22 protein-coding genes are annotated in these 24,001 nt (G+C 64.5%); 5 read left to right on the top strand and 17 right to left on the bottom strand.

Features of this window, described 5'->3' with window-relative positions:
- The gene (locus tag GRI47_RS05060; protein ID WP_160660245.1) at positions 1-435 is read right to left on the bottom strand and encodes a hypothetical protein; all 435 of its coding nucleotides are present in this window, start codon (positions 433-435) and stop codon (positions 1-3) included.
- 23 nt (positions 436-458) lie between these two features.
- Positions 459-1,748 (bottom strand): pyruvate dehydrogenase complex dihydrolipoamide acetyltransferase, encoded by a 1,290-nt coding sequence (locus GRI47_RS05055; RefSeq protein WP_160660244.1) that lies wholly within the window; start codon positions 1,746-1,748, stop codon positions 459-461.
- Positions 1,749-1,911: 163 nt separating this feature from the next.
- On the opposite strand from GRI47_RS05055, the gene GRI47_RS05050 reads away from it, so the two are divergent.
- The gene (locus tag GRI47_RS05050; RefSeq protein WP_160660243.1) at positions 1,912-2,364 is read left to right on the top strand and encodes a universal stress protein; all 453 of its coding nucleotides are present in this window, start codon (positions 1,912-1,914) and stop codon (positions 2,362-2,364) included.
- Positions 2,365-2,373: 9 nt separating this feature from the next.
- Here the strand turns inward: GRI47_RS05050 and GRI47_RS05045 are convergent, their stop codons facing one another.
- The 9 genes from GRI47_RS05045 to radA all read right to left on the bottom strand — a co-directional run bounded on the left by GRI47_RS05045 (position 2,374) and on the right by radA (position 12,762).
- Positions 2,374-2,889 (bottom strand): peroxiredoxin-like family protein, encoded by a 516-nt coding sequence (locus GRI47_RS05045; RefSeq protein ID WP_160660242.1) that lies wholly within the window; start codon positions 2,887-2,889, stop codon positions 2,374-2,376.
- Between the two features lie 51 nt (positions 2,890-2,940).
- Positions 2,941-5,283, bottom strand: coding sequence for a ribonuclease R (rnr, locus tag GRI47_RS05040; protein ID WP_160660241.1), 2,343 nt, complete (start codon positions 5,281-5,283; stop codon positions 2,941-2,943).
- A gap of 64 nt (positions 5,284-5,347) precedes the next feature.
- Complete coding sequence (gene proS / locus GRI47_RS05035; protein WP_160660240.1) at positions 5,348-6,892, bottom strand: proline--tRNA ligase; 1,545 nt, start codon at positions 6,890-6,892, stop codon at positions 5,348-5,350.
- A gap of 89 nt (positions 6,893-6,981) precedes the next feature.
- Positions 6,982-7,527 (bottom strand): polyhydroxyalkanoate synthesis repressor PhaR, encoded by a 546-nt coding sequence (gene phaR / locus GRI47_RS05030; RefSeq protein ID WP_160661311.1) that lies wholly within the window; start codon positions 7,525-7,527, stop codon positions 6,982-6,984.
- A 70-nt stretch (positions 7,528-7,597) separates the two neighbouring features.
- Positions 7,598-8,644, bottom strand: a complete 1,047-nt coding sequence (gene alr, locus GRI47_RS05025) for an alanine racemase (RefSeq protein WP_160660239.1) — start codon at positions 8,642-8,644, stop codon at positions 7,598-7,600.
- On the bottom strand, positions 8,637-10,349 hold the full coding sequence (locus GRI47_RS05020) for an MFS transporter (RefSeq protein ID WP_160660238.1): 1,713 nt from the start codon (positions 10,347-10,349) through the stop codon (positions 8,637-8,639). The genes alr and GRI47_RS05020 overlap by 8 nt, the downstream gene beginning before the upstream one ends.
- A 62-nt stretch (positions 10,350-10,411) precedes the next feature.
- Entirely contained in the window at positions 10,412-10,852 is a 441-nt protein-coding gene (locus GRI47_RS05015) for an iron-sulfur cluster assembly scaffold protein (RefSeq protein ID WP_337190641.1), read from the bottom strand.
- Positions 10,849-11,382, bottom strand: a complete 534-nt coding sequence (locus GRI47_RS05010) for a CvpA family protein (protein WP_160660237.1) — start codon at positions 11,380-11,382, stop codon at positions 10,849-10,851. The genes GRI47_RS05015 and GRI47_RS05010 overlap by 4 nt, the downstream gene beginning before the upstream one ends.
- Before the next feature lie 12 nt (positions 11,383-11,394).
- A complete protein-coding gene (gene radA / locus GRI47_RS05005; protein WP_160660236.1) occupies positions 11,395-12,762 on the bottom strand; it encodes a DNA repair protein RadA in 1,368 nt (455 codons plus the stop codon).
- A 73-nt stretch (positions 12,763-12,835) separates the two neighbouring features.
- Between radA and GRI47_RS05000 the strand changes: the two genes are divergently transcribed.
- On the top strand, positions 12,836-15,160 hold the full coding sequence (locus GRI47_RS05000; RefSeq protein ID WP_160660235.1) for a patatin-like protein: 2,325 nt from the start codon (positions 12,836-12,838) through the stop codon (positions 15,158-15,160).
- 3 nt (positions 15,161-15,163) lie between these two features.
- Here GRI47_RS05000 and dnaJ read toward each other — a convergent pair whose 3' ends face one another.
- A complete protein-coding gene (gene dnaJ / locus GRI47_RS04995) occupies positions 15,164-16,276 on the bottom strand; it encodes a molecular chaperone DnaJ (protein ID WP_160660234.1) in 1,113 nt (370 codons plus the stop codon).
- Positions 16,277-16,351: 75 nt separating this feature from the next.
- Entirely contained in the window at positions 16,352-18,274 is a 1,923-nt protein-coding gene (gene dnaK / locus GRI47_RS04990; protein WP_160660233.1) for a molecular chaperone DnaK, read from the bottom strand.
- A gap of 168 nt (positions 18,275-18,442) precedes the next feature.
- Between dnaK and GRI47_RS04985 the strand changes: the two genes are divergently transcribed.
- Genes GRI47_RS04985 through GRI47_RS04975 form a run of 3 tightly spaced genes read left to right on the top strand, consistent with a single transcriptional unit; the run spans position 18,443 to position 20,074 of the window.
- A complete protein-coding gene (locus GRI47_RS04985) occupies positions 18,443-18,925 on the top strand; it encodes a copper chaperone PCu(A)C (protein WP_160660232.1) in 483 nt (160 codons plus the stop codon).
- A gap of 17 nt (positions 18,926-18,942) precedes the next feature.
- A complete protein-coding gene (locus GRI47_RS04980; RefSeq protein ID WP_160661309.1) occupies positions 18,943-19,467 on the top strand; it encodes a vgr related protein in 525 nt (174 codons plus the stop codon).
- 7 nt (positions 19,468-19,474) lie between these two features.
- On the top strand, positions 19,475-20,074 hold the full coding sequence (locus GRI47_RS04975; protein ID WP_160660231.1) for a hypothetical protein: 600 nt from the start codon (positions 19,475-19,477) through the stop codon (positions 20,072-20,074).
- Between the two features lie 72 nt (positions 20,075-20,146).
- Here GRI47_RS04975 and GRI47_RS04970 read toward each other — a convergent pair whose 3' ends face one another.
- The 4 genes from GRI47_RS04970 to hrcA form a co-directional block, all read right to left on the bottom strand.
- A complete protein-coding gene (locus tag GRI47_RS04970) occupies positions 20,147-20,440 on the bottom strand; it encodes a glycine zipper domain-containing protein (RefSeq protein WP_160660230.1) in 294 nt (97 codons plus the stop codon).
- Between the two features lie 77 nt (positions 20,441-20,517).
- Positions 20,518-22,272, bottom strand: coding sequence for a DUF885 domain-containing protein (locus tag GRI47_RS04965; protein WP_160660229.1), 1,755 nt, complete (start codon positions 22,270-22,272; stop codon positions 20,518-20,520).
- A 23-nt stretch (positions 22,273-22,295) separates the two neighbouring features.
- Positions 22,296-22,886 (bottom strand): nucleotide exchange factor GrpE, encoded by a 591-nt coding sequence (gene grpE / locus GRI47_RS04960; RefSeq protein ID WP_419956982.1) that lies wholly within the window; start codon positions 22,884-22,886, stop codon positions 22,296-22,298.
- 18 nt (positions 22,887-22,904) lie between these two features.
- Positions 22,905-23,945: a heat-inducible transcriptional repressor HrcA gene (gene hrcA, locus GRI47_RS04955; RefSeq protein WP_160660228.1), complete on the bottom strand. Its 1,041-nt coding sequence runs from the start codon at positions 23,943-23,945 to the stop codon at positions 22,905-22,907.
- Positions 23,946-24,001 lie beyond the last annotated feature (56 nt).

Raw genomic sequence — 24,001 nt, 5'->3', positions numbered from 1 at the left:
CTATCCGGCCATCAGCTTGAGAAAATCTTCATCGACCCAGCCGGAGCGGCATGGCCCGTCATAAGCTCGGCGCGTCGGCACAGGCGACCCGGTGCCGCAATCGATCGGATCGTTCGCATCGGGCGCATACACCACGCCAACCCAGTCGCCGACCTTCTGGCACATGGAGACACCACGCCCCGCCCTGATCCGGTCGACTATCTCCGCGCTTCCCGCAGGCGCGGCAAGCACTGGAAGACCCTCCCCACCAGATGCCAGATTGGTCACCCGACCGAAACTTGCACAGGCATCGAAGCGCGGTCCGTCGAACCCGATCTGCACCGCGCGTTCGCTCGGACCGTTGCGCACCAGCGAGGCATCTTCGCTGGCGCCATAGGAACCGGTCGGGCCATCGCCTTCACTGCAAGCGGCGAGAAGCAGGGGAAACGCCAGCATGAGAAGACGTCCACGCGGCAAGATCAGACCACCAGCCCCATCGGATTCTCGCACAGGTTCTTGAAGGCTTCCATCAACTGCGCCCCATCGGCACCATCGATGGCGCGGTGGTCGAAGCTGCCGGTGGCACTCATCACGGTGGCGACGCCCAGCGCGCCGTCGATCACGTAAGGCCGCTGCTCGCCCGCGCCGACGGCGAGGATCATCGCCTGGGGCGGGTTGATCACCGCGTCGAACTGCTTGGTGCCGAACATGCCGAGGTTCGACAGACTAGCGGTGCCGCCCTGATATTCGTGCGGCTGCAATTTCCCGTCGCGCGCCTTGCCGGCCAGTTCCTTCATCTCGGTGCCGATCTGCGCGAGGCCCTTGCGGCCCGCATCGACCACGATCGGCGTGATGAGCCCACTGGGCGCAGCGACCGCGACCGAGATATCCTGACGCGTATACTGGTGCAGTTCGTCGCCCTGGAAGCTGACATTACAGGCGGGCACGCGCTGGAGGGCACGGGCGAGCGCCTTGATCAGAAGGTCGTTGACCGACAGCTTGACCCCATCCGCCTCCAGCGAGGCGTTCAGCTGGCTGCGCAGCTTGAGCAGCGCGTCGAGGCGCACGTCCACGGTGAGGTAGATATGCGGGATGGTCTGCTTGGCCTCGGTCAGGCGGCGCGCGATGACCTTGCGGACATTGTTGAGCTTCTGCGCTTCGTACGGTGCGCCGAAATCGCTTTCCGCCGGGGTCTTCGCAGGTGTCTTGGGATCGGTCATCGCTTTGTCGGCGGTAGCGGATGCCTTACCCGGTTGGGCCTTCTCCACATCGGCCTTCACGATGCGTCCGTTGGGGCCGCTGCCCTTGACCTGCGACAGGTCCAGGCCCTTCTGTTCCGCGATACGCTTGGCGAGCGGCGAAGCCACGATCCGATCGCCGGTCGGTTGAGGCGCGGGAGAGGGAGCGGGCGACTGCGCTTCGGCCTTCGGTTCTTCGGTCCGCTTCGCTTCCTGTTCGACCTTTTCCTCGCGCGCGTCCCCGGCATCGCCGGCAGGCGCAGCCTTGGCCGCTTCGTCCACATCCTCGCCCTCTTCGGCGAGCATGGCGATCACGGTGCCGACCTTCACGCCCTCGCTACCTTCCTCGACCGCGATCGAGGCGAGCGTGCCTTCGTCCACGGCTTCGAATTCCATCGTCGCCTTATCGGTCTCGATCTCGGCCATGATGTCCCCTGCCTGGACCTTGTCGCCCGGCTTGATGAGCCAGCGCGCAAGCGTGCCCTCCTCCATGGTGGGCGACAGGGCGGGCATCTTGATCGGAGTAGGCATGTTTTACGTTACGTCCTCGCAAGGGAAGCTGACGGTTCGGTTCGCAGCACCTCTGCCCAAACCGGGCGTCCGCCGCAAGGTCCTTGCGGTGATTATGAATTTGCCGGATACGCGCAGCGTGCCCAGGCATGAGCAAAGGGACGGGGCCAAGGGAGAGGGACCGATGCGCATTTACCTGGTTGTGATGGACGAAACGGAGGAGGCGAAGATCGCGCTCCGCTTCGCCAGCCTGCGTGCCGCACGGACCGGCGGTGCGCTGCATATCCTGGCGCTGGTGCCTCGCCAGAATTTCAACGCGTTCGGCGCTGTGCAGGCGACGATCGAGCAGGAAGCGAAGGATCGGGCCGAAGTGATGGCCAGTTCCGCCGCCGGAAATATCTTCGCGGAAAGCGGCAAGATGCCGCAGATCGCCGTGCGCAGCGGCAATCCGCAGGAAGTCGTGCGCAATTATCTGAACGAGCGTGAGGATATCGCCGCGCTGGTTCTCGGCGCCAATCGCGAAGGGGGGCCGGGACCGCTTATCACCCATTTCGCCCACGATGCGGGCAGTCTCCCCTGCCCGCTCTACATCGTGCCCGGAGGCCTCGATAACGAGGCGCTCGACCGCCTCGCTTGAGCGTGTCGATCAGGTGAGCGTGCCGCGCGTCGGATAATCCTTTTTGATCGTGAACATCATCCCTTCGAGCAGATCGTCCAGATCGGGGCGGGTGAACGGGGCGTTCTGCACGACCGCGAAATGCAGGGTTCCGTCCGGCTTGACGACAAACAGGCCCGGTTCGGAGAAGACGTCCGGCTCCTCGCTGCCCTCGCGCTTTTCCGAGATATAAAGACCGTATTCGCGCGCCTTGTCCTCGCTCAGCGAATGGGCGAGCGGGAGATCGTGCGTGTCCCATTCCTCATGGCTCACCGCCGCCCGTTCGGGGCTGTCCATCGAGATCGCGAAGACGTTGATGCCCTTATCGGTGAATTTGTCGAGCTTGCCGCCGAGTTCGGTGAGATATTTCCTGCAGATCGGGCAATGTTTCCCGCGATAGAACACCAGCATCGTGAAATTCTCGGGCTTCTGCTTCTCCAGTTCGAAGCGCGCCTCGATCGTAAGCGGCAGGTCGAGGGCGGGAACGGGCTGGCCGGGCTTGAGCATCGGTGAAATCTCCTTTGCCCGTTAAATGGCCCGCGCCCCGTTCCCGTTCCGTCATTTCTTCTTGCCGCGCCCCTGATGGCGGATGTTCTTGGGGCGGCCGCGCTCGCCCTGAGCGTGTTTCTGACGAGGTGCGCCGCTGCCTTTGCCCGGACCCTTGCTCGGACCCTTGCTCAAGCCTTTGCGATGCCCTTTTTTGGGCGGGGGACGGTCTCCGCGCTTCTCGATGCTCTGGCCGTCGCTGTCGGGGACTTCGAACTTGAGCGCGCCGGTCAGCGCATTCGCTTCGGCAAGCTTCAGCTTGAGGCGATCGCCAACGGCGTATTCGGTGCCGCTGCTTTCGCCGATCAGTTTCTGCGCCGCCTCATCATAACGGAAATATTCGCGGCCCAGCGTGCTGACCGGCACGAGACCGTCACCGCCGAGCTTGTCGATCGTGGCGAAGAAGCCGAAGCCTTGGACGCCGGTGATGCGCGTGTCGAAGGTCTCGCCCACGCGGCCCGAAAGCCAGGCGGCGACATAACGGTCGATCGTGTCGCGCTCCGCCTCCATCGCGCGGCGTTCGGTCTGGCTGATCGCGTCGGTGACGTTGCTGAGCGCGGATTTGTCGCGGTCCGACAAACCCGTGGCGTCAGGTAGGTCGAGCTTCGTCTTCGGCTGTTCGAGCTTGTAGGCATCCACCAGCGAACGATGGACCAGCAGGTCCGCATAGCGTCTTATGGGCGAGGTGAAATGGGCGTAGCTGCCCAGCGCCAGGCCGAAATGCCCGGCATTGGCTGGTCCGTAAAACGCCTGCGTCTGGCTGCGCAGCACCGCTTCCATGATCAGCGCCTTTTCCGCCGGATCGGACACGTCCTTGAGCATCCGGTTGAATAGGCCCGGCGTAATCACCTGACCCAATGCGAAGCTGCGGCCCTGGCTTTCGAGATAATCCTTGAAGGCGCTGAGCTTCTCGCGGCTCGGCTGTTCGTGGACGCGGTAGACCACCGGGGCCTTCTTCGCTTCCAGCGCCTTGGCGGCGGCGACGTTGGCCGCGATCATGAAATCCTCGACCACGCGATGCGCGTCGAGCCGTTCGCGCACGGCGATCTCTTCGATCACCCCTTCATCGTTCAGGCGCACCTGGCGTTCGGGCAGGTCGAGGTCGAGCGGATCGCGGGCCTGCCGCGCCTTGTAGAGCAGTTTCCAGGCGCCCCAGAGGTTTTGCAGCACCTTGTCCGCCGATCCGTCGTCGATCGCCTTCTGCGCGTCTTCATAGGCGATATTCGCCGCCAGTCGCACGATCGCGCGGGTGAAGCGCCAATCGGTGATCTTCCCCTCGGAGGAAATAGTCATGTGGCAGGCCATCGCCGCGCGGTCCTGCTCCTCGACGAGCGAGCAGACATCGGCGCTCAGGACTTCGGGGAGCATGGGGACAACGCGGTCGGGGAAATAGACCGAATTGCCGCGCTTCCTCGCCTCGCGGTCGAGCGCGCCGCCGGGGCGGACGTAATAGGACACGTCGGCGATCGCGACGATGGCCCTGAAGCCGCCCTTTCCGTCCGGTTCCGCCCAGATCGCATCGTCATGGTCGCGCGCATCGGCGGGGTCGATCGCGACGATGGGCACCTCGCGCAGATCCTCGCGCTTGTCTTCCGACAGGGGCAGGTCGACGGCGCGCTCCGCCTCGGCCATCGCTTCCTCGGGGAAGATATGCGGGATGCCATGCTTGGCAATGGCGATCAGGCTGAAGCTCTTGGGCGCCAGTGGATCGCCGATCACCTCGACCACCTTCACGCCCGCGCGCGGCGATTTGCCGGTGCGTTCGGCGAGGACGAGCTCGCCCTCCTCCGCGCCGCCCAGATCGGAAATGGGCGAGGAATTGCGGACGCGCTTGTCCACCGGCGCCAGCCAGGGCTTGCCGCCCCCATCGATCTCGACGACGCCCATCAGGCCCTCGCTGCGAGCGGGGAGCTTCTTGATCGGGGTGGCGCGCCAGCCGCGCTCGGTCTCCTCGTTACGGGCGAGAATGCGGTCGCCGCGTTTCAGCGCCGCCATCTTCTTCGATTCTTTGACGAGCAGCCGAGGCGGCTTCTCGTCGCTGTCCGGATTCCAGTTCTCAGGCTCGGCAAAGACCTCTCCGTCGTCGATGTCCACCACCTTGAGAACGGTCACCTTCGGAACACCGCCCATGCGATGATAGGCGGTCCGCTTGCCGTCGATCAGGCCCTCTTCGGCCATGTCCTTCAAACGCTTCTTGAGCGCGATCTTTTCCTGCCCCTTGAGACCGAACGCCTTGGCGATCTCGCGCTTTCCGGCGGGAGTTTCGGAGGTCTGGATGAATTCGAGAATCTGGTCTTTGCTCGGCATACCCACCGCCTTCTTGGGGGCTTGCCGGTTCTTGTTCTGTTTTGTCATGGGGCCGATATGGGGCAGGTGGGCGCATTTTCCCACCCCTGCCCCGTATGGCGGGCCACTGCGCTCAGTACGCTCGCGCCAGCAATATCCGTTCGACCGCGGGCTCTCCGGTGAAGATGCAGGCGCCGTCTACCGGCGCGCCGTCGGTCGGCACGTTGCGGATCGTCAGCTTCAAGGCCTTCAATCGTTCGACCACCTGATCGAGCGCGGCCCCGGTCGGTTTCGACCACTGGACCTCGACCCAACCGGGATATTTCGCGCCCGAATTGAAATGCTTTTCGACCGCGTCGTAACTTGCGACACCGCGCGTGATGTTCGCTTCGCGCTGGTCGCGCGCTTCGGTCAGCAACGCGGCCTGCATATCGGCGAGGATTTCCGGGATGGTCTGCCCGGCGCTTTCACGGGTGGGAGTTTCGAAAGCAGGCTTGCCCGAATTTTCGTCCCACAAACGATCGCGGCGCAGCATCGAGACCACGCCGTTCTGCATGTCGCGCCCGCCGACCTCGACGATGACCGGCGCGCCCTTGCGCACCCAGTCCCAGCGCTTTGCGGCCGCCTTGCCGGGCTTCGTATCGAGCAGGACGCGCAGTTTCTCGCCCAACACTTGCTGCCCGGCGAGTGTGGCGCGCAGGCCTTCGCAATAGTCGATCAGCGCCGCGTCCTCGTCATTGTCGCGCAGCATGGGCAGGATGACGACCTGCCACGGGGCGAGGCGCGGAGGGACGCGCAATCCATCATCGTCGCCATGGGCCATGATCATGCCGCCGATCATCCGCGTCGAGACGCCCCAGCTGGTGGTGTGCGCCAGCGTCTCGGTCCCCTCGCGGTTCTGGAAGCTGATGCCGGACGCGCGGCTGAAATTGGTGCCGAGATAATGGCTGGTCCCGGCCTGCAGGGCCTTGCCGTCCTGCATCATCGCCTCGATCGACCACGTCTCGACCGCGCCGGGAAAACGCTCGTTCTCCGGCTTTTCGCCCGCGATCACGGGGAGCGCCAGATCCTCTTCGGCACACTGGCGATAGACTTCGAGCATCCGCAGCGTGTGCTCCTTCGCCTCCGCTTCGGTTTCGTGCGCGGTATGGCCTTCCTGCCAGAGGAATTCGGCGGTGCGCAGGAACATCCTTGTGCGCATTTCCCAGCGCACGACATTGGCCCATTGGTTGAGCTTCAGGGGTAGGTCGCGCCAGCTCTGCACCCAGCGCGCCATCGCATCGCCGATAATCGTCTCGCTGGTCGGACGCACCACGAGGGGCTCTTCCAGCTTCGCCTCGGGATCGGGGATCAGCCCGCCATCAGGTCCGGCGATCAGGCGGTGATGCGTGACGACCGCCATTTCCTTGGCGAAACCGTCGACATGCTCGGCCTCACGCTCGAAATTGGCGAGGGGGATGAAAAGAGGGAAATAGGCGTTTTCGTGCCCGGTTTCCTTGATCCGGTCGTCGAGCAGGCGCTGCAACCGCTCCCAGATGCCATAGCCCCACGGTTTAATCACCATACAGCCGCGCACACCCGATTCCTCGGCCATATCGGCAGCGGAAATCACTTCCTGATACCAGGCGGCGAAATCGTCGGCGCGTTTGGTGGTCAGCGCGTGGCGGATCTGGGCCAAGGGTAAGCGTCCTTCAGTGGAAAGTTCGAAAGCGCGCCCTTAGCCGGGCGGAGAGGCAGGTGTCGAGCCGGAGCGCTGAGCGCCGGACTTTAGTCGCCCATCTCGTCCAGCTTCTTCTGCATAGCCGCCATCTGCGCGCGCAGTTCGGCGAGTTCGTCGCTTTGCGTGGGTGACGGCTGAACCGATCCGCCGGGGATCCAGGCCTGCGCCGCGCCCTGCATCATCTTGAAATTGGTTTCCGCCAACCGGGCAAAGGGGTTGGCCGCGATCCCTTGCTGGAATGCCTCGTGGAGCTGTTCGCGATTCTTGCGGAAGCTGGCCATGCTCGCTTCGAGATAGCTCGGCATCATCGACTGCATCGAATTGCCGTACATGGAGATCAGATCGCGCAGGAAGCTCACCGGCAGCATCTGTTCGCCGCCCGAAGCTTCCTGGTCGACGATGATCTGGGTGAGGATCGCATGAGTGATATCCTCGCCCGTCTTGGCGTCCACGACCTCGAAATCGGTGTTGTCGCGCACCATCGTCGCGAGGTCGTCGAGCGTGATGTAGCTCGAAGTGTCGGTGTTGTAGAGGCGGCGATTGGCGTATTTCTTGACGACGATCGGATCGCCTTCCTTGCGGTTCTTGGCCATTTCGGTGCGATCCTTCTCGATTGCTTCGCGCAAGCTTAGCAGGTGCACAAGCTGCGACGCAATATGACACCTACGTTAAAGCGCGCTCGAACCGGTTGCCGAGCAGGGTCAGCAGTTCGTATTGCGAAAGCCCCGTGCGACTTGCGGCTTCAGGCAGGTCATAGGGCAGCGCCACCCAGTCCCCCTCGCCCAGTTCGGGAGCCTTCCCCAGGTCGAGCGCGATCATGTCCATCGAGATGCGGCCGAGGATCGGCAGGTCCGTGCCGTCATGTGTGAAGACCGCATCGCCCCAGGATCGCAGGATTCCATCGGCATAGCCGAGCGAGACGATGCCGATCCGCATGGCGTCGGGCGCGGTGAACAGAGCGTTGTATCCGACCGTGTCACCGCGTTCGAGTTTGCGGACCGCGATCAGCCGCGCTTCCGGCCTGGCGACCTGCCGGATCGTATCGCGCAATTCGGGGCGCGGGATGCCGCCATAAAGGGCGAGGCCGGGGCGGGTCAGATCGTAATGGTAGTTCGCGCCCAGCGCGATGCCCGCACTGTTGGCGAGGCTGGCGATCCGGTGGGGTATGCGCTCGCGAACGCTCTCGAATGCGTGAAGCTGGCTCGTGTTCATGGCGCTGTCCTCGTCCGCACAGGCGAGGTGCGAGAGCAGCGCGTGAATGTCGAGGGCGCGGATCGCGTCGCTCCGTGCCTCGTCGGGGCGAATGCCGAGGCGGTTGATCCCGGTATCCACCATCAGATGACACGGTCCCCCGCCCGCCGCCTGCCAGATCTCGGCCTGGCGGAGACTGTCGATCACGGGCAGCACGCCCATCGCGCGGGCGAAATCCGCTTCCTCGCGCGTCACGACGCCGTGCAGCACCGCGACCTGATCGGGCGGAACATGGCGAAGGACGGGCGGAACCTCGCTCCAATGCGCGACGAAGAAATCGCGTGCGCCCGCATCGCGCAGGATCGGGACGCAGGTGTCCACCCCCAGGCCGTAGCAATTCGCCTTCACCGCCGCGCCCGCCCTCGCCGTGCCGCTCATCGCATCGAGACTGCGCCAGTTCTGCGCGAGCGCGTCGGTGTCGATCGTCAGGCGTAAGGTAGGCGGCGGCAGGTCAGGCATGAGCGTCTTCGAAATCCTTCGGCGGGCCGTTCGGCAGGCCCCACCAGGCGACCAGCAATCCGAAGGCGACCACGCCCCAGGTGTACCACAGGCCCGAATAGGCGTTCCCGGTCATCGCGACGATATAGCTTGCGATCAGAGGCAGGAACCCGCCGAGATAGCCAGCGCCGATATGGTAGGGGATCGACATCGAGCTGTAGCGGATGCGCGCCGGGAACATTTCGGTGAGGAGCGCCGCGACCGACCCGTAGGTCAACGCAGACAGCATCCCGAGCACGAGCAGCAGGCCGACAATGCTGAGGATGTTGGCCAGCGGCGGCGTTTGGCGCTCGAAGGAATAGCCGAGCGTCTCGAGCCGCTGCTGCACGGCTTCCCGGCGGGGGCCATCCTCACTGGGGAATTGGCTGGCCGCGAACAGAGTGGGAGGGCTTTCCACGCTTTGGGTGCGGACCGGAAAGTCGCTGGCCGCGATTCCCTCGGCAATGGCACCCTGTTCCTGCGCCGATAGGGGGGCGAGGATATCGTAGGGAACGCCCAGGGACGTGAGATCCTGCAAAAGGCGTCCGCAGGCGCTGGCCTGACGCTCGGCGAAGGGATCATAGCTGCACGCCTCACCCGCGACCGTGACCGGCGCCTCGCGCGCGCTGCGTTGCAGGTCAGGGTTCGCCAGCGCGCCGATGCCCCAGAACACCGGGAACAGCAGGAACAGCGAAGCCAGCGCGCCGAACACGATCGGTTTCTTGCGCCCTACCCGGTCGGACCATTTGCCGACCACGATGTAGAAGCCCATCGAGATCGCTCCCGCGGCCAGCAGCATCCATTCGACCGCGCTTTCCTCCACCCGCATCGGCCCGCGCAGGAAGCTGAGGCCGGAGAAGAAGGCGGTGTACCAGATCGTGGTCAGCACGCCGGTGATCCCGAACAGGGCGACGAAGATGCGCTTGGGATTGCCCGGATAGGTCAGGCTTTCCTTGAACGGGTTCGAACTGGTCTCCCCCGCCGCCTTCATCGCCTGGAACACCGGGCTTTCCGATAGCTTCAGGCGCATCCAGAGCGAGATGCCGAGAAGGACGATCGAGAGCAGGAACGGCAGGCGCCAGCCCCAGGCCGCGAATTCGTCGGCCGGGATGAGCGCGCGGCAGGCGATCACCACGATGATCGACAGGACGAACCCGCCGACGACGCTGGCCTGAATAAAGCTGGTGTAGAAGCCGCGCTTTTCGGGCGGCGCGTGTTCCGCGACATAGATCGCCGCGCCGCCATATTCTCCCCCAAGGGCCAGGCCCTGAAGGATGCGTAGACCGATCACGATGATCGGCGCGGCGATGCCGATACTGGCCGCGCTCGGGATCAGACCGACCCCCGCAGTCGCCACGCCCATCAGCGTCACTGTGACGAGGAAGGTGTATTTGCGGCCCAGGCGGTCGCCGAGATAGCCGAACAAGATCGCCCCAAGGGGTCGGAATCCGAAGCCGACTGCGAAACCCGCCCACACCAGCAGCAATTGCAGCGTCTCGTTATCGCTGGGGAAAAAGGCCGCACCGATCAGCGCGGCGAGCGTGCCGTAGATGAAGAAATCATACCATTCAAAGATGGTGCCCGCACTGCTCGCGGCGATGACGAGGCGGATTTCCTTTTCGGTGGGTTGGCGCTGGCCGGGTGGCGACGCTGCGCCGGTATCCGTGGCTTCGATTTGCGTGACCATCCTGTCCCTCCCCTTCCCGCTTGATCCGGTGGCCCCGCTTCCTTCGGCGAGGCGGGCGAGGCTTACCGCGCGTCGACCGGGTTGGAAAGCGCCGCTTCCGCAGCCTTCCACGGTAGGAGGACCGCCTCGTGGCGGCCCGGATGGGCGAGCGCGGGATCGAGCATCTCGAGGCGAGGCCAGTCGGGCCTGTCCCCTTCCCCGGCGAGCCAAGCGGAGATTTCGCTTCGAGCTTCTGCGATCCCGGCCCCGTCCCGCCCGATGGCGGCGCTGGCAAAGATCGCCGCCGCCGCCTGTCCGACCGCGCAAGCCGTCACCCGCAATCCCAACGTCGCGATGCGCCGGTCCTCGTCAATCGAAACACTCAGCAGGATCGTGCTGCCGCAAGTGCGCGAGCGAAGCTGGCTGGTCGTGCCGCTCTCAGCGTCGAAGGGGTAATCGGCCAATTCGACCGCCAGCGACAGCATGGCTGGCGAATAGAGGGGCGTAGCGGCGGACTGGCTCACGATGCGGGAGTCTCGTCTGCCTCTTGCCCTTCGATAAGGCGCTGGCGCCGCTCGGCCACCATGACCGCCAGACTGCGCGAGCTTGCATCGACGAAATCGTAGCTGCGTGCATTGGCGATCCAGTCCGGGCGTCCGGCATAGCCCCAGACCGTGTCATAGCCCAAAACCAGCAGCGTGAAGCCGATGACTGCGATGACCGCGCCTTTCAGCGCTCCAAACCCGAACCCGAGCACGCGGTCGATAGGGCCGAGAACGGAATGGCGCGAGGCCTTGCCGACATTGTTCGCGATCACCTTCATCGCGGCATAGGGGATCAGCAGCAGCAGCGCGAAGGCCAGAACGGCGGTCGCGATATCGCCGCCGATATAATCGCGCAGCGCCGCCGTCAGCGGAACGTGCAGATATTTGATCGCGAAGATCGCCAGAATCCACGCGGCCAGCGACAGGATTTCCTGCACGAAACCGCGCTGGAAGCCGCCGATCGCGGCGATCCCGACAATGCCGAGAAGCAGGAAATCGAAACCCGTCATACGCTGCTGAGGTTATGCCCCGCCCATGATCCGGTCAACGAGATTGGCCAATTGCGTGAGCCCGCCATACTGCAATTTCGACGAAGCGCCATCGAGCTCGGACGGGCCGTATCCCCGCTCGAACCCCAATTTCGCCGCCTCGCGCAACCGGAGCGACCCATGCGCGACCGGGCGGATCTCTCCCGCCAGCGATACCTCGCCGAGCCACACGCTGCGCTGCGGAAGCGGTTTGTCGGCCAAAGCGCTGACGAGCGCGGCGGCCACGGCGAGGTCGGCTGCGGGATCGGACAGGCGGTATCCGCCCGCGACATTGAGATAAACTTCGGCGGAACTGAAATTCAGCCCGCAGCGCGCCTCCAGCACCGCCAGCAGCATCGCCATGCGGCCATTGTCCCACCCCACGACCGCGCGGCGCGGCGTCGCTCCCGATTGCAAACGGACGATCAGGGCCTGAATCTCGACCAGCACGGGCCGCGTCCCCTCGATCGCCGGAAACACCGCGCTGCCCGCCAATTGCTCCTGCCGCCCGGACAGGAACAGCATGGACGGGTTCTCGACTTCTTCCAAACCCTCCTGCGCCATCGAGAACACGCCGATCTCGTCCACCGCGCCGAAGCGGTTCTTGAGCGCGCGCAGGATGCGGTATTGATGGCTGCGCTCGCCTTCGAAGCTCATCACCACGTCGACCATATGTTCCAGCACGCGCGGCCCGGCGATGCTGCCATCCTTGGTGACATGGCCGACCAGCACCAGCGCGACGCCGTTTTCCTTGGCATAGCGGATCAGCTCGAAGGCACAGCCGCGCACCTGGCTGACCGTGCCCGGTGCGCCTTCGATGGTGTCGGAATGCATGGTCTGGATCGAATCGATCACGAGCAGGCCCGGCGGCTCCATCCCGCCAAGCGTGGTCAGGATATCGCGCACGCTGGTCGTCGATGCGAGGCTGACGGGTGCATCGGCGAGCCCCAGCCGAGCCGCCCGCATCCGCACCTGCGCGGTTGCTTCCTCGCCGCTGACATAGACGCAGCGCCGTCCCGCTCGCGCAATCGCGGCGGCGGCCTGCAACAGCAGCGTCGATTTCCCAATCCCCGGATCGCCCCCCATCAGGATCGCCGATCCCGGCACCAGCCCGCCACCCAACGCGCGGTCGAATTCCGCAAGGCCGGTCGACTGGCGCACCGGCACTTCGCCGGGTTTGTCGAGCGAAACGAATTCGACCGCCCTGCCCCCGCTCGACAGATCGTGCTTCTGCGAGAAGACCGTGGCGGGCGCTTCCTCGCTCAGCGTGTTCCATTCCGCGCAATCGGGGCACTGGCCCTGCCAGCGATGATGGACGCTGCCGCAGGCCTGACAGATGAAGCGCTTCTTGGGTTTCGCCATGGTGCCCGCGATAGTCGGAACATAGGTGGAACGCAATTGCCAAACCGGCTTTGTCCCGCCACACTCACCCGCGATGCGGCAAAAGGAACTGAGGATCGCACTGGTCTGCTATGGCGGGGTAAGCCTGGCGGTCTATATGCACGGCGTCACGAAGGAGCTGTGGCACCTCGCCCGCGCGAGCCGGGATGCGGAGAGTGTGCGGCCCGGCGCGGGAGGGAGCGCGCGGGTCTATCGCCGCCTGATCGAACATATTCGTGACGATGCCGAATTGAAGCTGCGCGTCCTGCCCGACATTCTGAGCGGGGCGAGCGCGGGCGGGATCAACGCGATCTTCCTCGCCCAGGCGGTGCATTCGGGACAGTCGCTCGATCCGCTGACCGATCTCTGGCTGGAAAATGCCGATATCGACAAGCTGACCGACGAGGATGCGCGGCCCCTGTGGCGGTTCGCCAAGTTCTGGGCGCAGCCGATCGCCAGCTGGGTGCTCGACCGGCCGGGAAATGCAGTCAGCGAGAGCGTCGCGCCCGAAACGCGCGAGGAGGTACGGACCAAGGTATCCCGCCTCATCCGCGGCCGCTGGTTCGAGCCGCCGTTCAGTGGCGCGGGCTTCTCCGACCTGCTCGAAAACGCCTTCGCGGCGATGGAGGCAGCGCCGCTCGAACCGCCTTTGCTGCCCGCCGGCCACCCGCTGGACCTGTTCGTGACGGCGACCGATTTCCACGGCCACCTGTCGCTTTTGAGGCTACATTCTCCCGCCGTGGTACAGGAAAGCGAACACCGCATGCCGATCGCCTTCCGTGCCCGCACGCCTGCGCAGGAAGGCAAGGGGCTGGCCAATACGATCGAGCTGGTGCTGGCCGCGCGCGCCACGGCGAGTTTTCCCGGCGCCTTCCCGCCGTTGCGCCTGGAAGAGATCGACGGGCTGGTCGCGCGCAGCGGGCGCAGCTGGCCCGAGCGCGACACGTTTCTCGAACGGATCATGCCCGTCCATGTGCGCCAGAATACGGTTCAGGGCGTCTCGCTCATCGATGGATCGGTGCTGGTCAACAAACCGTTCGAAGGAGCGATCGCCGCGCTTCAGGGGCGCCCCGCCCAGCGCGAGGTCGACCGGCGCTTCGTCTATGTCGATCCCCGGCCCGATCGCACGGGTTCCGCAGCCAACCCCGAACGACAGCGCGACAGCACGGTCGGCTTTTTCGCCGCCATTTTCGGATCGCTCTCGACCATCCCGCGCGAACAGCCGATCCGGGATAATCTGGAATCGCTTGAGACCCAGAGCCGCGAGGCCATGCGGCTGCGCCTCATCATCACGCGCCTGCGCCCCGAGGTGGAAGGCGCGGTCGAGACCCTGTTCGGGCGCACTCTTTTCTTTGATCGTCCGACGCCCAAGCGGCTCCAGACCTGGCGTCAACGCGCGCAACAGGCGGCTGCGGTGTCGGCGGGCTACACCTTCCAGGCCTATGCGCAGGCCAAGACATCGGCGATTGTGGCGCGCCTCGCGAAGCTGGTTCTGACCGCCGCAAGCCATCTCGACCTTGCAGGGCCCGAACCGATCGAGATCGCCCTGCGCGAGGAATTGTCGCGTCGGGGGCTGGATTCGCTCTCCGCACCGGGCGGCGGAGCCCATGCGGACGCCATCGCCTTTTTCCGGGCGCATGATATCGGCTTCCGCATCCGGCGCCTGCGCCTGCTCGCCCGCAGGCTGGCGCGCGACTGGGAGGCTGACCCGGAGATCGCCGACGATGCGCTGGAACAGGCGCGCGAGGCGATCTATGCCATCATGGCGCTCTATTTCGAGCGCGAAGACGGGGATGGCCTAGGCGACGATTTCGCAGCAGCCAGCGAAGCGGTCTTGTCCGATCCGGGATCGGTGCTCGATCTGCTCGAGGAAAAGCGGCTTCTCCCGGAAGTCGATGACCGGGCCGAGGCGATGCTCGCCGAAGCCTTGCAGGCGATGCCGGGCAATCTGAAGCGCCGGATGCTGCTGACCTATCTCGGCTTTCCCTATTACGACATCGCCACCCTGCCCCTGATGCACAACCAGGATCTCACCGAATTCGATCCGGTAAAGGTCGATCGCATCTCGCCCGAAGATGCCACCGCGATCCGCGAAGGGGGGACTCATGCTACCCTGCGCGGCACGGAATTCTACAATTTCGGCGCTTTCTTCAGCCGCGCCTATCGCGAGAACGATTACCTCTGGGGCCGGCTCCATGGGGCGGAGCGGATGATCGACATCGTCTGTTCGACACTCGACGAGGAACTGCCCCGCGCCACGCGCGACGGATTCAAGCGGGACGCCTTCCTCGCCATTCTCGACGAGGAGCGGGAGGCGGGCCGCTGTTCGACCATCCTGCTCGAGCAGTTGCGCAGCGAAGTGGCGGCGCGATTGGCGTGACGATCAGCCGCCCAGAACTTCCCTGATCTTGTCGAAGAAGCCACGGCTTTCCGGGCATTCCTCGCCTGTCTCGGTCTCGCGGAACTGTTCGAGCAGGGACCGCTGCTCCTTGCTGAGCCTGGTCGGCGTTTCGACCAGAACCTCGACCACCAAGTCGCCGCGTCCGCGCCCTTGCAATACGGGCATTCCCGATCCGCGCTGGCGCAACTGGCGGCCCGACTGGATCCCCGCCGGGATCGACAGAGTCACCGGGTTTCCAGCCAGATCGGGTATTTCGATTTCCCCGCCCAGCGCCGCTTTGGTGAAACTGATCGGCACGCGCGTGAGCAGGGTCGTGCCGTCACGCTCGAAGATGGGGTGCTGCTGGATGTGCAGGAAGATATAGAGATCACCCGCCGGGGCGCCGCGCGCGCCTGCTTCGCCCTTGCCGGAAAGCCGGATGCGCGTGCCGGTGTCGACACCGGGCGGGATCTCGACATCGAGCTTCTGCGGCAGGTCCACCCGGCCCTCGCCGCCGCAGCTGCGGCATGGATCGGTGATGACCTCGCCGCGCCCGTGGCAGTTGGGACAGGGCCGTTCGACCACGAAGAAGCCCTGCTTCGCGCGCACCTTGCCGATGCCGGAACACAGATTGCAGGTCCGCGCCCTCGTGCCGGGCCGCGCGCCGGTGCCATGGCAATCGTCACACGCCTGCGAGACCTCGATCTCGATCTGGGTATCCTTGCCGTGGAAAGCTTCTTCCAAGCTGATCTGCATGTCGTAGCGAAGATCGGCGCCGCGGCGCGCCTGGGTGCGTCCGCCCCCGCCGAAGGCCTGGCCGAAGATCGTCTCGAAGATATCGCCGATATCCCCGAAATCGCCGCCCGCATGACCCCCGCCGCCTTGCTGGAACGCGGCATGGCCATAGCGATCGTAGGCCGCACGTTTCTGCGGGTCCTTGAGGCAGTCATAGGCGACGCTGATCGCCTTGAATTTCGCCTCGCTCTCGCCGCATCCCGGATTGCGGTCCGGGTGGTGCTTCATCGCGAGCTTGCGATAGGCGGATTTGATGGTCCCCCCGTCCGCATCGCGCGAAACGCCGAGGATTTCGTAGAAGTCGATTTCGGTGGCTGACATGTTTTCCCCGCCCGAAAAATCAACCGCCACCGGTGCGGGTGTGCACCGGTGGCGGCTCGTAGTTCATGAGACCGATCAGGCCTTGCTGTCTTCGTCCACTTCGGAGAATTCGGCGTCGACCACGTCGTCGTCCTTCTCCGCAGTGTCGGCGGCACCGGCATCCGCATCGCCAGCCTTGGCCTGCTCGGCTTCGTAGATCGACTGGCCCATCTTCATGGCGGCTTCGGTCAGATCCTTGGCCTTGGCCTCGATCTCGGCCACGTCGTCACCTTCGAGCGCGGTCTTGAGCGCTGCGATCTTGGTTTCGACGTCGCTCTTCAGCGATGCGTCGATCTTGTCGCCATGCTCTTCGAGCTGCTTTTCGGTCGCGTGGACGAGGCTGTCGGCCTGGTTGCGGGCTTCGGCGCTTTCGCGGCGCTTCTTGTCCTCTTCGGCGAACTTTTCCGCGTCCTGCACCATCTGGTCGATGTCGCTGTCGGACAGGCCGCCCGAAGCCTGGATGCGGATCTGCTGTTCCTTGCCGGTGCCCTTGTCCTTGGCCGAAACGTTAACGATGCCGTTGGCGTCGATGTCGAACGTCACCTCGATCTGCGGCACGCCGCGCGGCGCGGCGGGAATGCCGACGAGGTCGAACTGGCCGAGCATCTTGTTGTCGCTCGCCATTTCACGCTCGCCTTGGAAGACCCGGATGGTCACCGCGTTCTGATTGTCTTCGGCGGTGGAATAGGTCTGAGTCTTCTTGGTCGGGATCGTGGTGTTGCGGTCGATCATCTTGGTCATGATCCCGCCCAGCGTCTCGATGCCGAGCGAAAGCGGCGTCACGTCGAGCAGCAGCACGTCCTTGACGTCGCCCTGGAGAACACCCGCCTGAATGGCGGCGCCCATGGCCACGACTTCATCGGGGTTCACGCCGGTATGCGGCTTGGAATCGAAGAACTTCTCCACGACTTCGCGCACCTTGGGCATACGGGTCATCCCGCCGACCATGATGACTTCGTCGATCTCGTCCTTCGAGACCCCCGCATCGGCCAGAGCCTTCTTGCAGGGTTCGAGCGTGCGCTGGATCAGGTCGCCGACCATCTTTTCGAGGTCGGAGCGGCTGATCGTTTCGACGAGGTGCAGCGGCGTGGACGAGCCACCTTCCATGCGCGCGGTGATGAAGGGCAGGTTGACCTCGGTGGTCTGGGCCGAGCTCAGCTCGATCTTGGCCTTTTCCGCGGCTTCCTTGAGGCGCTGCAGCGCGAGCTTGTCGCTCCGCAGATCCATGTTTTCCTTCTTCTTGAACTGGTCGGCGAGATATTCGACGATCGCGGTGTCGAAATCCTCACCACCCAGGAAGGTGTCGCCGTTCGTGGACTTCACTTCGAACACGCCGTCGCCGATCTCGAGGATCGAGACGTCGAACGTGCCGCCGCCAAGGTCGTAGACGGCGATGGTCTTGCCGTCTTCCTTGTCCATCCCATAGGCGAGCGCGGCCGCAGTCGGCTCGTTGATGATGCGCAGGACTTCAAGCCCGGCGATCTGGCCGGCATCCTTGGTCGCCTGACGCTGGGCGTCGTTGAAATAGGCGGGGACGGTGATGACGGCCTGCGTCACGGTTTCGCCGAGATAGCTTTCGGCGGTTTCCTTCATCTTCTGGAGGATGAAGGCGGAAACCTGGCTGGGGGAATAATCCTCGCCACCCGCTTCGACCCACGCATCGCCGTTCTTGCCCTTGACGATGTCATAGGGGACGAGATCCATGTCCTTCTTGGTCAGCGGATCGTCGAACCGGCGACCGATCAGGCGCTTGATCGCGAAAAGGGTGTTGTCGGGATTGGTGACGGCCTGGCGCTTGGCAGGCTGACCGATCAGGCGCTCGCCATCCTTGGTGAAGGCGACGATCGAGGGCGTGGTACGCGCGCCTTCGGAATTTTCGACGACCTTGGGCTTTCCGCCATCCATGACGGCGACACAGGAATTGGTCGTGCCGAGGTCGATACCGATTACTTTGCTCATGCTTTCCCCATTCAAGAAAACGGTTGTTGGACACCGCTCCGTCGGCTTCCCATCAGGCGAAACCCCTTGGCGGCTCGGGTGATGGAAGGGGATATAGGTGCGCGAAATCTTGGCACAAGGGACGCTCCCCGCTAGGACGATCGCGATGGAGACGAGAGGGATATCGCCATGAAGAAGAGTGTTTTCGCCGCCCTGCTGCTGGCCACCGCGCCGCTGGCGCTGGCCGCCTGTTCGCAAGCCGAGGCTCCCGCGGAGCAGAGCGATCCGAACGCAATCGCCGGCCTCACCGTCACCGATGCGCGCCTCATGCTGCCGCCCGTCGCGGGCAATCCGGCGGCGGTCTATTTCACCGTCAAGAACGATGGCGACAAGAACATCGCCCTGCGCAGCGCCAGCGTGGAAGGCGCGGGCAGCGCGCAGCTGCACGACATGATGGAATACGATTTCGAGATGACGATGGGGGAAATGCCGCCCCTGATGCTGCAACCGGGCGACAGCGTGGTGTTCGAGCCGGGCGGCAAGCATGTCATGGTCTACGATCTCGGCCCGAACCTTGCCGAAGGCGGCACCGCGCAGGTCACGCTGACCGCAGCGGGCGGGCGCAACCACACCTTCCCGGCGCCGATCCAGGCTGCGGGCGAAGAGCGCTAGGGCGCGCGGAGGCGGCGCTGGCGCATCCGGTCGATCTCGAAGCCGAAGCGCCGCCCCCCTGCCCTGTCGGCGGCGAGCGCGCGCTGACCTCCGGCGAGAGGCGCATCGCGGCTTCGGTCTTCGGCACGGCGATCGACTATGACCGCGTCACGCTGAAACGCCGTAAATGGGCATTCTTCCAGCCTCGCAAGACCACGATGGCCCCACGCGGGCATATACATTTTCATCCCGGCGGCCAATCCTATTGCGACGATTTCGCGCGCGAGAGCGTGATCCGTCAGGGCCTGCTGATCCACGAACTGACCCATGTCTGGCAGACCCAAACGCTGGGCCAATGGTATCTCGTGACCCACCGGATGCCGTGGGCGCGCTACGATTACAGCCTCAAGCCGGGCTGGCCGCTCGATCGCTACGGGATCGAACAGCAGGCCGAGATCGTGAAGCACGCCTTCTGGCTCAGGAACGGCGTCAAACTGGCGGGCGCGGCAGATGTGTCGGCCTACGATCTGCTGGTTCGCTTTCCCGGTGCGAGTCCGGCATGATCCGCGGATGACCGATTTCGAATTCATCTTCGCGCTCTATGCCCTCTTGCTGGGCCTTTCGCTGGTTTCCCTGATCGGCGGCCTCGGCAATGTGCTGGAACGCGAGTTCGCCGACGATGTGAAGACGGGGGCGGAATTTCATGGAGGGGAGAACGCCTTTCGGATCGGCTGGCTTACGCCCTTGATGGCTGTGTTCGTAGTGCTCGACCTGATGTCCTTCTGGGCCTTCGCCTGGTCGGTGCGAACGTTGCTGTCGGTGACGACGCCGACATTGCTGGGCGTGGTGATGTTCGCCAGCGCCTATTACCTTGCCGCGCGCCTCGTCTTCCCAGGCGATCCGCGTCGCTTTGCGGATCTCGATATCCATTATTTCCGCGTCCATCGCACGATCTTTGCGATCCTGATCGCGCTGGTGGCGGTGCAATGGGCCTATCTGATGTCGATCGAGGCGCTGCGTGGGGTTCTGATGAGCCCCCTCTCCATCGGTGCGACGCTCGTCTTCATTGCGCTGATGATCGCCGCTGCGCTGGTTCGCAGCCCAAAGGTGCAGATCGTTCTACTGGTCCTGCTGATCGCGCGGTATCTCGTTTTGTATCTGCTAGCTTGACTGGCGAGTAAGAAAACGGCCCGCCTCCGCATTGGTGGAGACGAGCCGTCCTTTTAACGGTCTGAAAAACGATCAGCGGCGCGGATCGACCGGATAGCCTTGCGTGCCGAAGCAATCCTCGTCGAGATAACCGTCGCGGTCATACCCGTCACATCCATCGTTCTTGTCGACGAAATAGCCTGCCAGCGCACCAGCGGCGGCACCGGCCAGCGCGTATCGCGAAATGTCGCCTCCGGTCACGGCAGCGATGCCGGCCCCGATGGCTGCACCGCCAAGACCGCCTTCCGCCGCATAGTTCTCAGCACAGGCGCCGAGGCTCATGGTCGAAAGCGCGAGCGCGGGGGCGAGGATCATCTTGGCGTTCATCGGGTCTCTCCTGAATTTTGAAAGCTTCGGAGGGACTTACGGTTTGGCTGGCCGCCCGTTCCCGCTGACGCGGCGGTTCAGTCGTAGGTCACCTGCGGCAAACCCTGACCGCCATCAGCGATGAAGGCGTCGATCCTCGCCTCGAGTACCGGGAGCGGAACTGATCCCAGCGCCAGCACGATATCGTGGAACTTGCGGATATCGAACGCCTCGCCCAGCTCCGCTTCGGCCTTGGCGCGTACCCGGCGGATCGTCAGTTCGCCCAATTTGTAGGACAGCGCCTGTCCCGGCCAGCTGATATAGCGATCGACCTCGGTCCCCACCTCGTGCTGCGACAGTGCGGTGCGACTGGCGAGGTAGTCCACGGCCTGGTCCCGGCTCCATCCGTAATGATGGATGCCGGTGTCGATCACGAGCCGCGCGGCGCGCCACATTTCGTAGCTCAGCCGCCCGAAGCGTTCATAGGGCGTGCGGTAAATGCCCATCTCCTCGCCGAGATATTCGACATAGAGCCCCCACCCCTCTCCGAAGCCGGAGAAATAGGTCTGCCGACGGAAGGCCGGCGCCGCCTCGCGCTCCAATGCCACTGCCGCCTGGAAGCTGTGGCCCGGAATGCATTCGTGCAGCGTCAGCGCAGGGATATTGTAGAGCGGGCGCGAGGGGAGATCGTAGGTGTTCATCTGACACGCATCGAGCCCGCCCCGCCCCGCCGTGTAGAATGGCGCGATCGCGGGATCGACCGGGCGGATGGTGAAGCGGTGGCGCGGCAGGAAGCCGAAATAATCCGCGATCACGCCGTCGACACGCTTGGCGGCGTAGGCCGATACGCCCATCAATTCGTCGGGCGTGCGCGCCACGAATTGCGGATCGGTGCGCAGGAAGGTGACGAATTCGGGCAGGCTGCCCTCGAACCCAGCCTCCGCCTTCACTGCCTCCATCTCGGCGGTGATCCGCGCCACTTCGTCGAGGCCGATGCGGTGGATCTCCTCCGCCGTCAGGTCGAGCGTCGTGTATTCCTCGATCTGCTGCTGATAATAGGCAGGGCCATCCGGCATGGCTTCGGCTGCCAGCGAGGTGCGGGTCTGCGGAAGATAGTCTTCGCGGAAGAAGCGCAGGAAATCGGCAAAGGCGGGCGTGACCTTGTCGTCGATAACCGCGCGGCCTTCGTTTCGCAGCCGTTCGCGCTCGGCGGCAGGGAAGCGATCGGGGATCTGCGCGAAGGCGGCCCAGAACGGGCTGGTCTCGGGATCGTCGACGACGTAGGCTTCGAGCGACGCATCGCGCCCTGTCAGCGTCACGCGGGGGACGGAAAAGCCGCGTGCCAGCCCGGCCCGCGCATTCGCCTCCTGTTCGGAGAAATAGCGCGGAAGGTCGTTCAACCACGCGATATAGCGGTCATATTCCTCGACGCTGCCTAGCGCGCTCCGCTCGGCGAGGTAGCCCCAGAAATTGCTGTCGCTGTCAAAGGGCATTTCCCATTCGCGAAACCGTGCATCGCCGATCTCCGTTTCGAGCAGATGGCGCAGCACTGCGGCATCGATCGCCGCTTCGGCAGAGAAGTCTTCGGGATCCAGAGCATCGAGTTGCGCCAGAAACCGTTCCGCCTGCGCGGCGCGCGCGGCGTTGGCCTCGGGCGTGACCGACGCGAGGCGCGATCCGCGCGATGTCGTGCCGTCGGCTTCGACGATCCGGCCGGATTGCTCGATTTGATAAGTGCGATAGGCTTCGGCGAGCGCGTCGAGCTGCGCATCGGCATCGCCCTCCTGCGCCGCAAGCGGCATCGCAAGACAGGCAGCGACGAGGACCGCCGCTTTGACCATGGCAGTCCTCATCGTCTTATCCCCTCGTTCAGCGATCAGTCGGGCTTCTTCGCCACGCCGACCATGGCGGGGCGCAGCAGGCGATCCTTGATCATGTAACCGGCCTGCATTTCCTGAACGATCGTACCCGGTTCGTGATCATCGCTCGGAATTTCGATCATGGCCTGATGCTGGTTGGGATCAAGCGGCATCCCGGTAGAGGCGATGCGGGTGATGCCGTGCTGGCCGAAGACCTTGTCGAGTTCGCGCTGGGTTGCCTCGATCCCGGCGATGAAGCCCTTCAACTTCTCGTCCTCGCGCAGCGCCTCGGGCACGGACTGGACCGCGCGGGCGAGATTGTCCGACACGCTCAGAATGTCGCGCGCAAATCCGGTCGCGGCATAATTGCGCGCGTCCTGCACGTCCTTTTCCATGCGGCGGCGCACGTTCTGCGTTTCGGCCTTGGCGTAAAGCACGTCCTGCTTCGCGCTTTCGAGATCGCCGCGCAGGGCCGCCAGCGCGTCTTCGAGCGAGTCCTCGACCGCTTCGTCTTCGTCTTCGCTATCGTCCCGGAACTGCTCCGGTACGCCTTCCAGTTCCTTCTCGACCGCTTCGTCGCGCGGTGTCTGTTCGTTATCTTCGATCACGCGGAAATACCCATATTGTCAGATGCGTTTGCCCAGCTGGCGGGCGGTGAAATCCACCATGGGGACCACGCGCGCGTAATTCAACCGAGTTGGTCCGATCACCCCCAGCACGCCCACGATCCGCCCCTCGCGGTCGCGATAGGGCGCGGCGATGACCGAGGAGCCGGAGAGCGAGAACAGCCGGTTCTCGCTTCCGATGAAGATGCGCGTCGCCTGCGCATCGCGCGCCTGTTCGAGCAGGGCGGCGACCGATTGCTTGCTTTCGAGATCGTCGATGAGCGAGCGGACGCGATCAATATCGCCGAGCGCGGTTTCGTCGAGCAGGTTCGCCTGTCCGCGCACGATCAGAACCGGGCGCTTGGCCCCGTCCTCCGACCAGATCGCCAGTCCGCGCCGCACGAGATCGCGGCTCGCATCGTCCAGCGCGCTGCGGCCGCCCGCGATTTCCTTGTCGATCAGCGCCGCAGCTTCGGCGAGAGTGCGCCCGGCAGCGCGGCGGGTGAGATAATTGCTCGCCTGTTCGAGCGAGGTGCCGAAGGATGCGGCGGGAAGCGGCAGGATGCGATTTTCGACATGGCCGTCCTCACCGACCAAGACGGCAAGAACGCGGTTCGCATCGATGGAGGCTAGCGAAATCTGCGCCAGTCGATGCTCGCGCCGCGGCACCATCACCATGCCCGCGGCACCGGTCAGATCGGACAACAGCGCGCTCGTTTCCTCCAGTGCCTGCTCGATCGGGCCCGGTTCCTCGATCCGTTGGCGAATGGCGGCGCGCTCGTGATCGGTCGGTTCCGCAACCTGCATCATCGCATCGACGAACAGCCGCAAACCGCTATCGGTCGGCATCCGCCCGGCACTCGTATGCGGCGCGGCGAGGAGGCCCCGCTGTTCGAGTTCGGCCAGCACCGACCGGATCGAGGCGGGCGAGAGATTGAGGCCGGAGCCGCCTGCCAAGGTCTTCGACCCCACCGGCTGTCCGCTTTCGAGATAGCCTTCCACCACGAGCCGGAAGATATCCCGCGCGCGGTCGGTCAATTCGGTGATGGGCGGCGTCGGCATGGCATCAATCTAACCCATCCCCTTGCGGCCTCAAGCCCCAAGCGCGTATCGGACCG

It is taken from the genome of Qipengyuania pelagi (assembly GCF_009827295.1).
Lineage (GTDB): Bacteria > Pseudomonadota > Alphaproteobacteria > Sphingomonadales > Sphingomonadaceae > Qipengyuania > Qipengyuania pelagi.
The sequence above is the reverse complement of the archived record's forward strand: the minus strand, read 5'-3'. Positions and strand labels throughout refer to the sequence as shown.

Coding starts and splice junctions, on each gene's coding strand:
- hrcA (WP_160660228.1), bottom strand. CDS start 23,945: ATGCCGACGCCGCCCATCACCGAATTGACCGACCGCGCGCGGGATATC.
- GRI47_RS04975 (WP_160660231.1), top strand. CDS start 19,475: ATGACCGATTTCGAATTCATCTTCGCGCTCTATGCCCTCTTGCTGGGC.
- dnaK (WP_160660233.1), bottom strand. CDS start 18,274: ATGAGCAAAGTAATCGGTATCGACCTCGGCACGACCAATTCCTGTGTC.
- GRI47_RS04985 (WP_160660232.1), top strand. CDS start 18,443: ATGAAGAAGAGTGTTTTCGCCGCCCTGCTGCTGGCCACCGCGCCGCTG.
- GRI47_RS05010 (WP_160660237.1), bottom strand. CDS start 11,382: ATGACGGGTTTCGATTTCCTGCTTCTCGGCATTGTCGGGATCGCCGCG.
- GRI47_RS05050 (WP_160660243.1), top strand. CDS start 1,912: ATGCGCATTTACCTGGTTGTGATGGACGAAACGGAGGAGGCGAAGATC.
- GRI47_RS05045 (WP_160660242.1), bottom strand. CDS start 2,889: ATGCTCAAGCCCGGCCAGCCCGTTCCCGCCCTCGACCTGCCGCTTACG.
- GRI47_RS04965 (WP_160660229.1), bottom strand. CDS start 22,272: ATGAGGACTGCCATGGTCAAAGCGGCGGTCCTCGTCGCTGCCTGTCTT.
- dnaJ (WP_160660234.1), bottom strand. CDS start 16,276: ATGTCAGCCACCGAAATCGACTTCTACGAAATCCTCGGCGTTTCGCGC.
- GRI47_RS05055 (WP_160660244.1), bottom strand. CDS start 1,748: ATGCCTACTCCGATCAAGATGCCCGCCCTGTCGCCCACCATGGAGGAG.
- rnr (WP_160660241.1), bottom strand. CDS start 5,283: ATGACAAAACAGAACAAGAACCGGCAAGCCCCCAAGAAGGCGGTGGGT.
- GRI47_RS05020 (WP_160660238.1), bottom strand. CDS start 10,349: ATGGTCACGCAAATCGAAGCCACGGATACCGGCGCAGCGTCGCCACCC.
- GRI47_RS05060 (WP_160660245.1), bottom strand. CDS start 435: ATGCTGGCGTTTCCCCTGCTTCTCGCCGCTTGCAGTGAAGGCGATGGC.
- GRI47_RS04970 (WP_160660230.1), bottom strand. CDS start 20,440: ATGAACGCCAAGATGATCCTCGCCCCCGCGCTCGCGCTTTCGACCATG.
- GRI47_RS05000 (WP_160660235.1), top strand. CDS start 12,836: ATGCGGCAAAAGGAACTGAGGATCGCACTGGTCTGCTATGGCGGGGTA.
- phaR (WP_160661311.1), bottom strand. CDS start 7,527: ATGGCCAAGAACCGCAAGGAAGGCGATCCGATCGTCGTCAAGAAATAC.
- radA (WP_160660236.1), bottom strand. CDS start 12,762: ATGGCGAAACCCAAGAAGCGCTTCATCTGTCAGGCCTGCGGCAGCGTC.
- alr (WP_160660239.1), bottom strand. CDS start 8,644: ATGCCTGACCTGCCGCCGCCTACCTTACGCCTGACGATCGACACCGAC.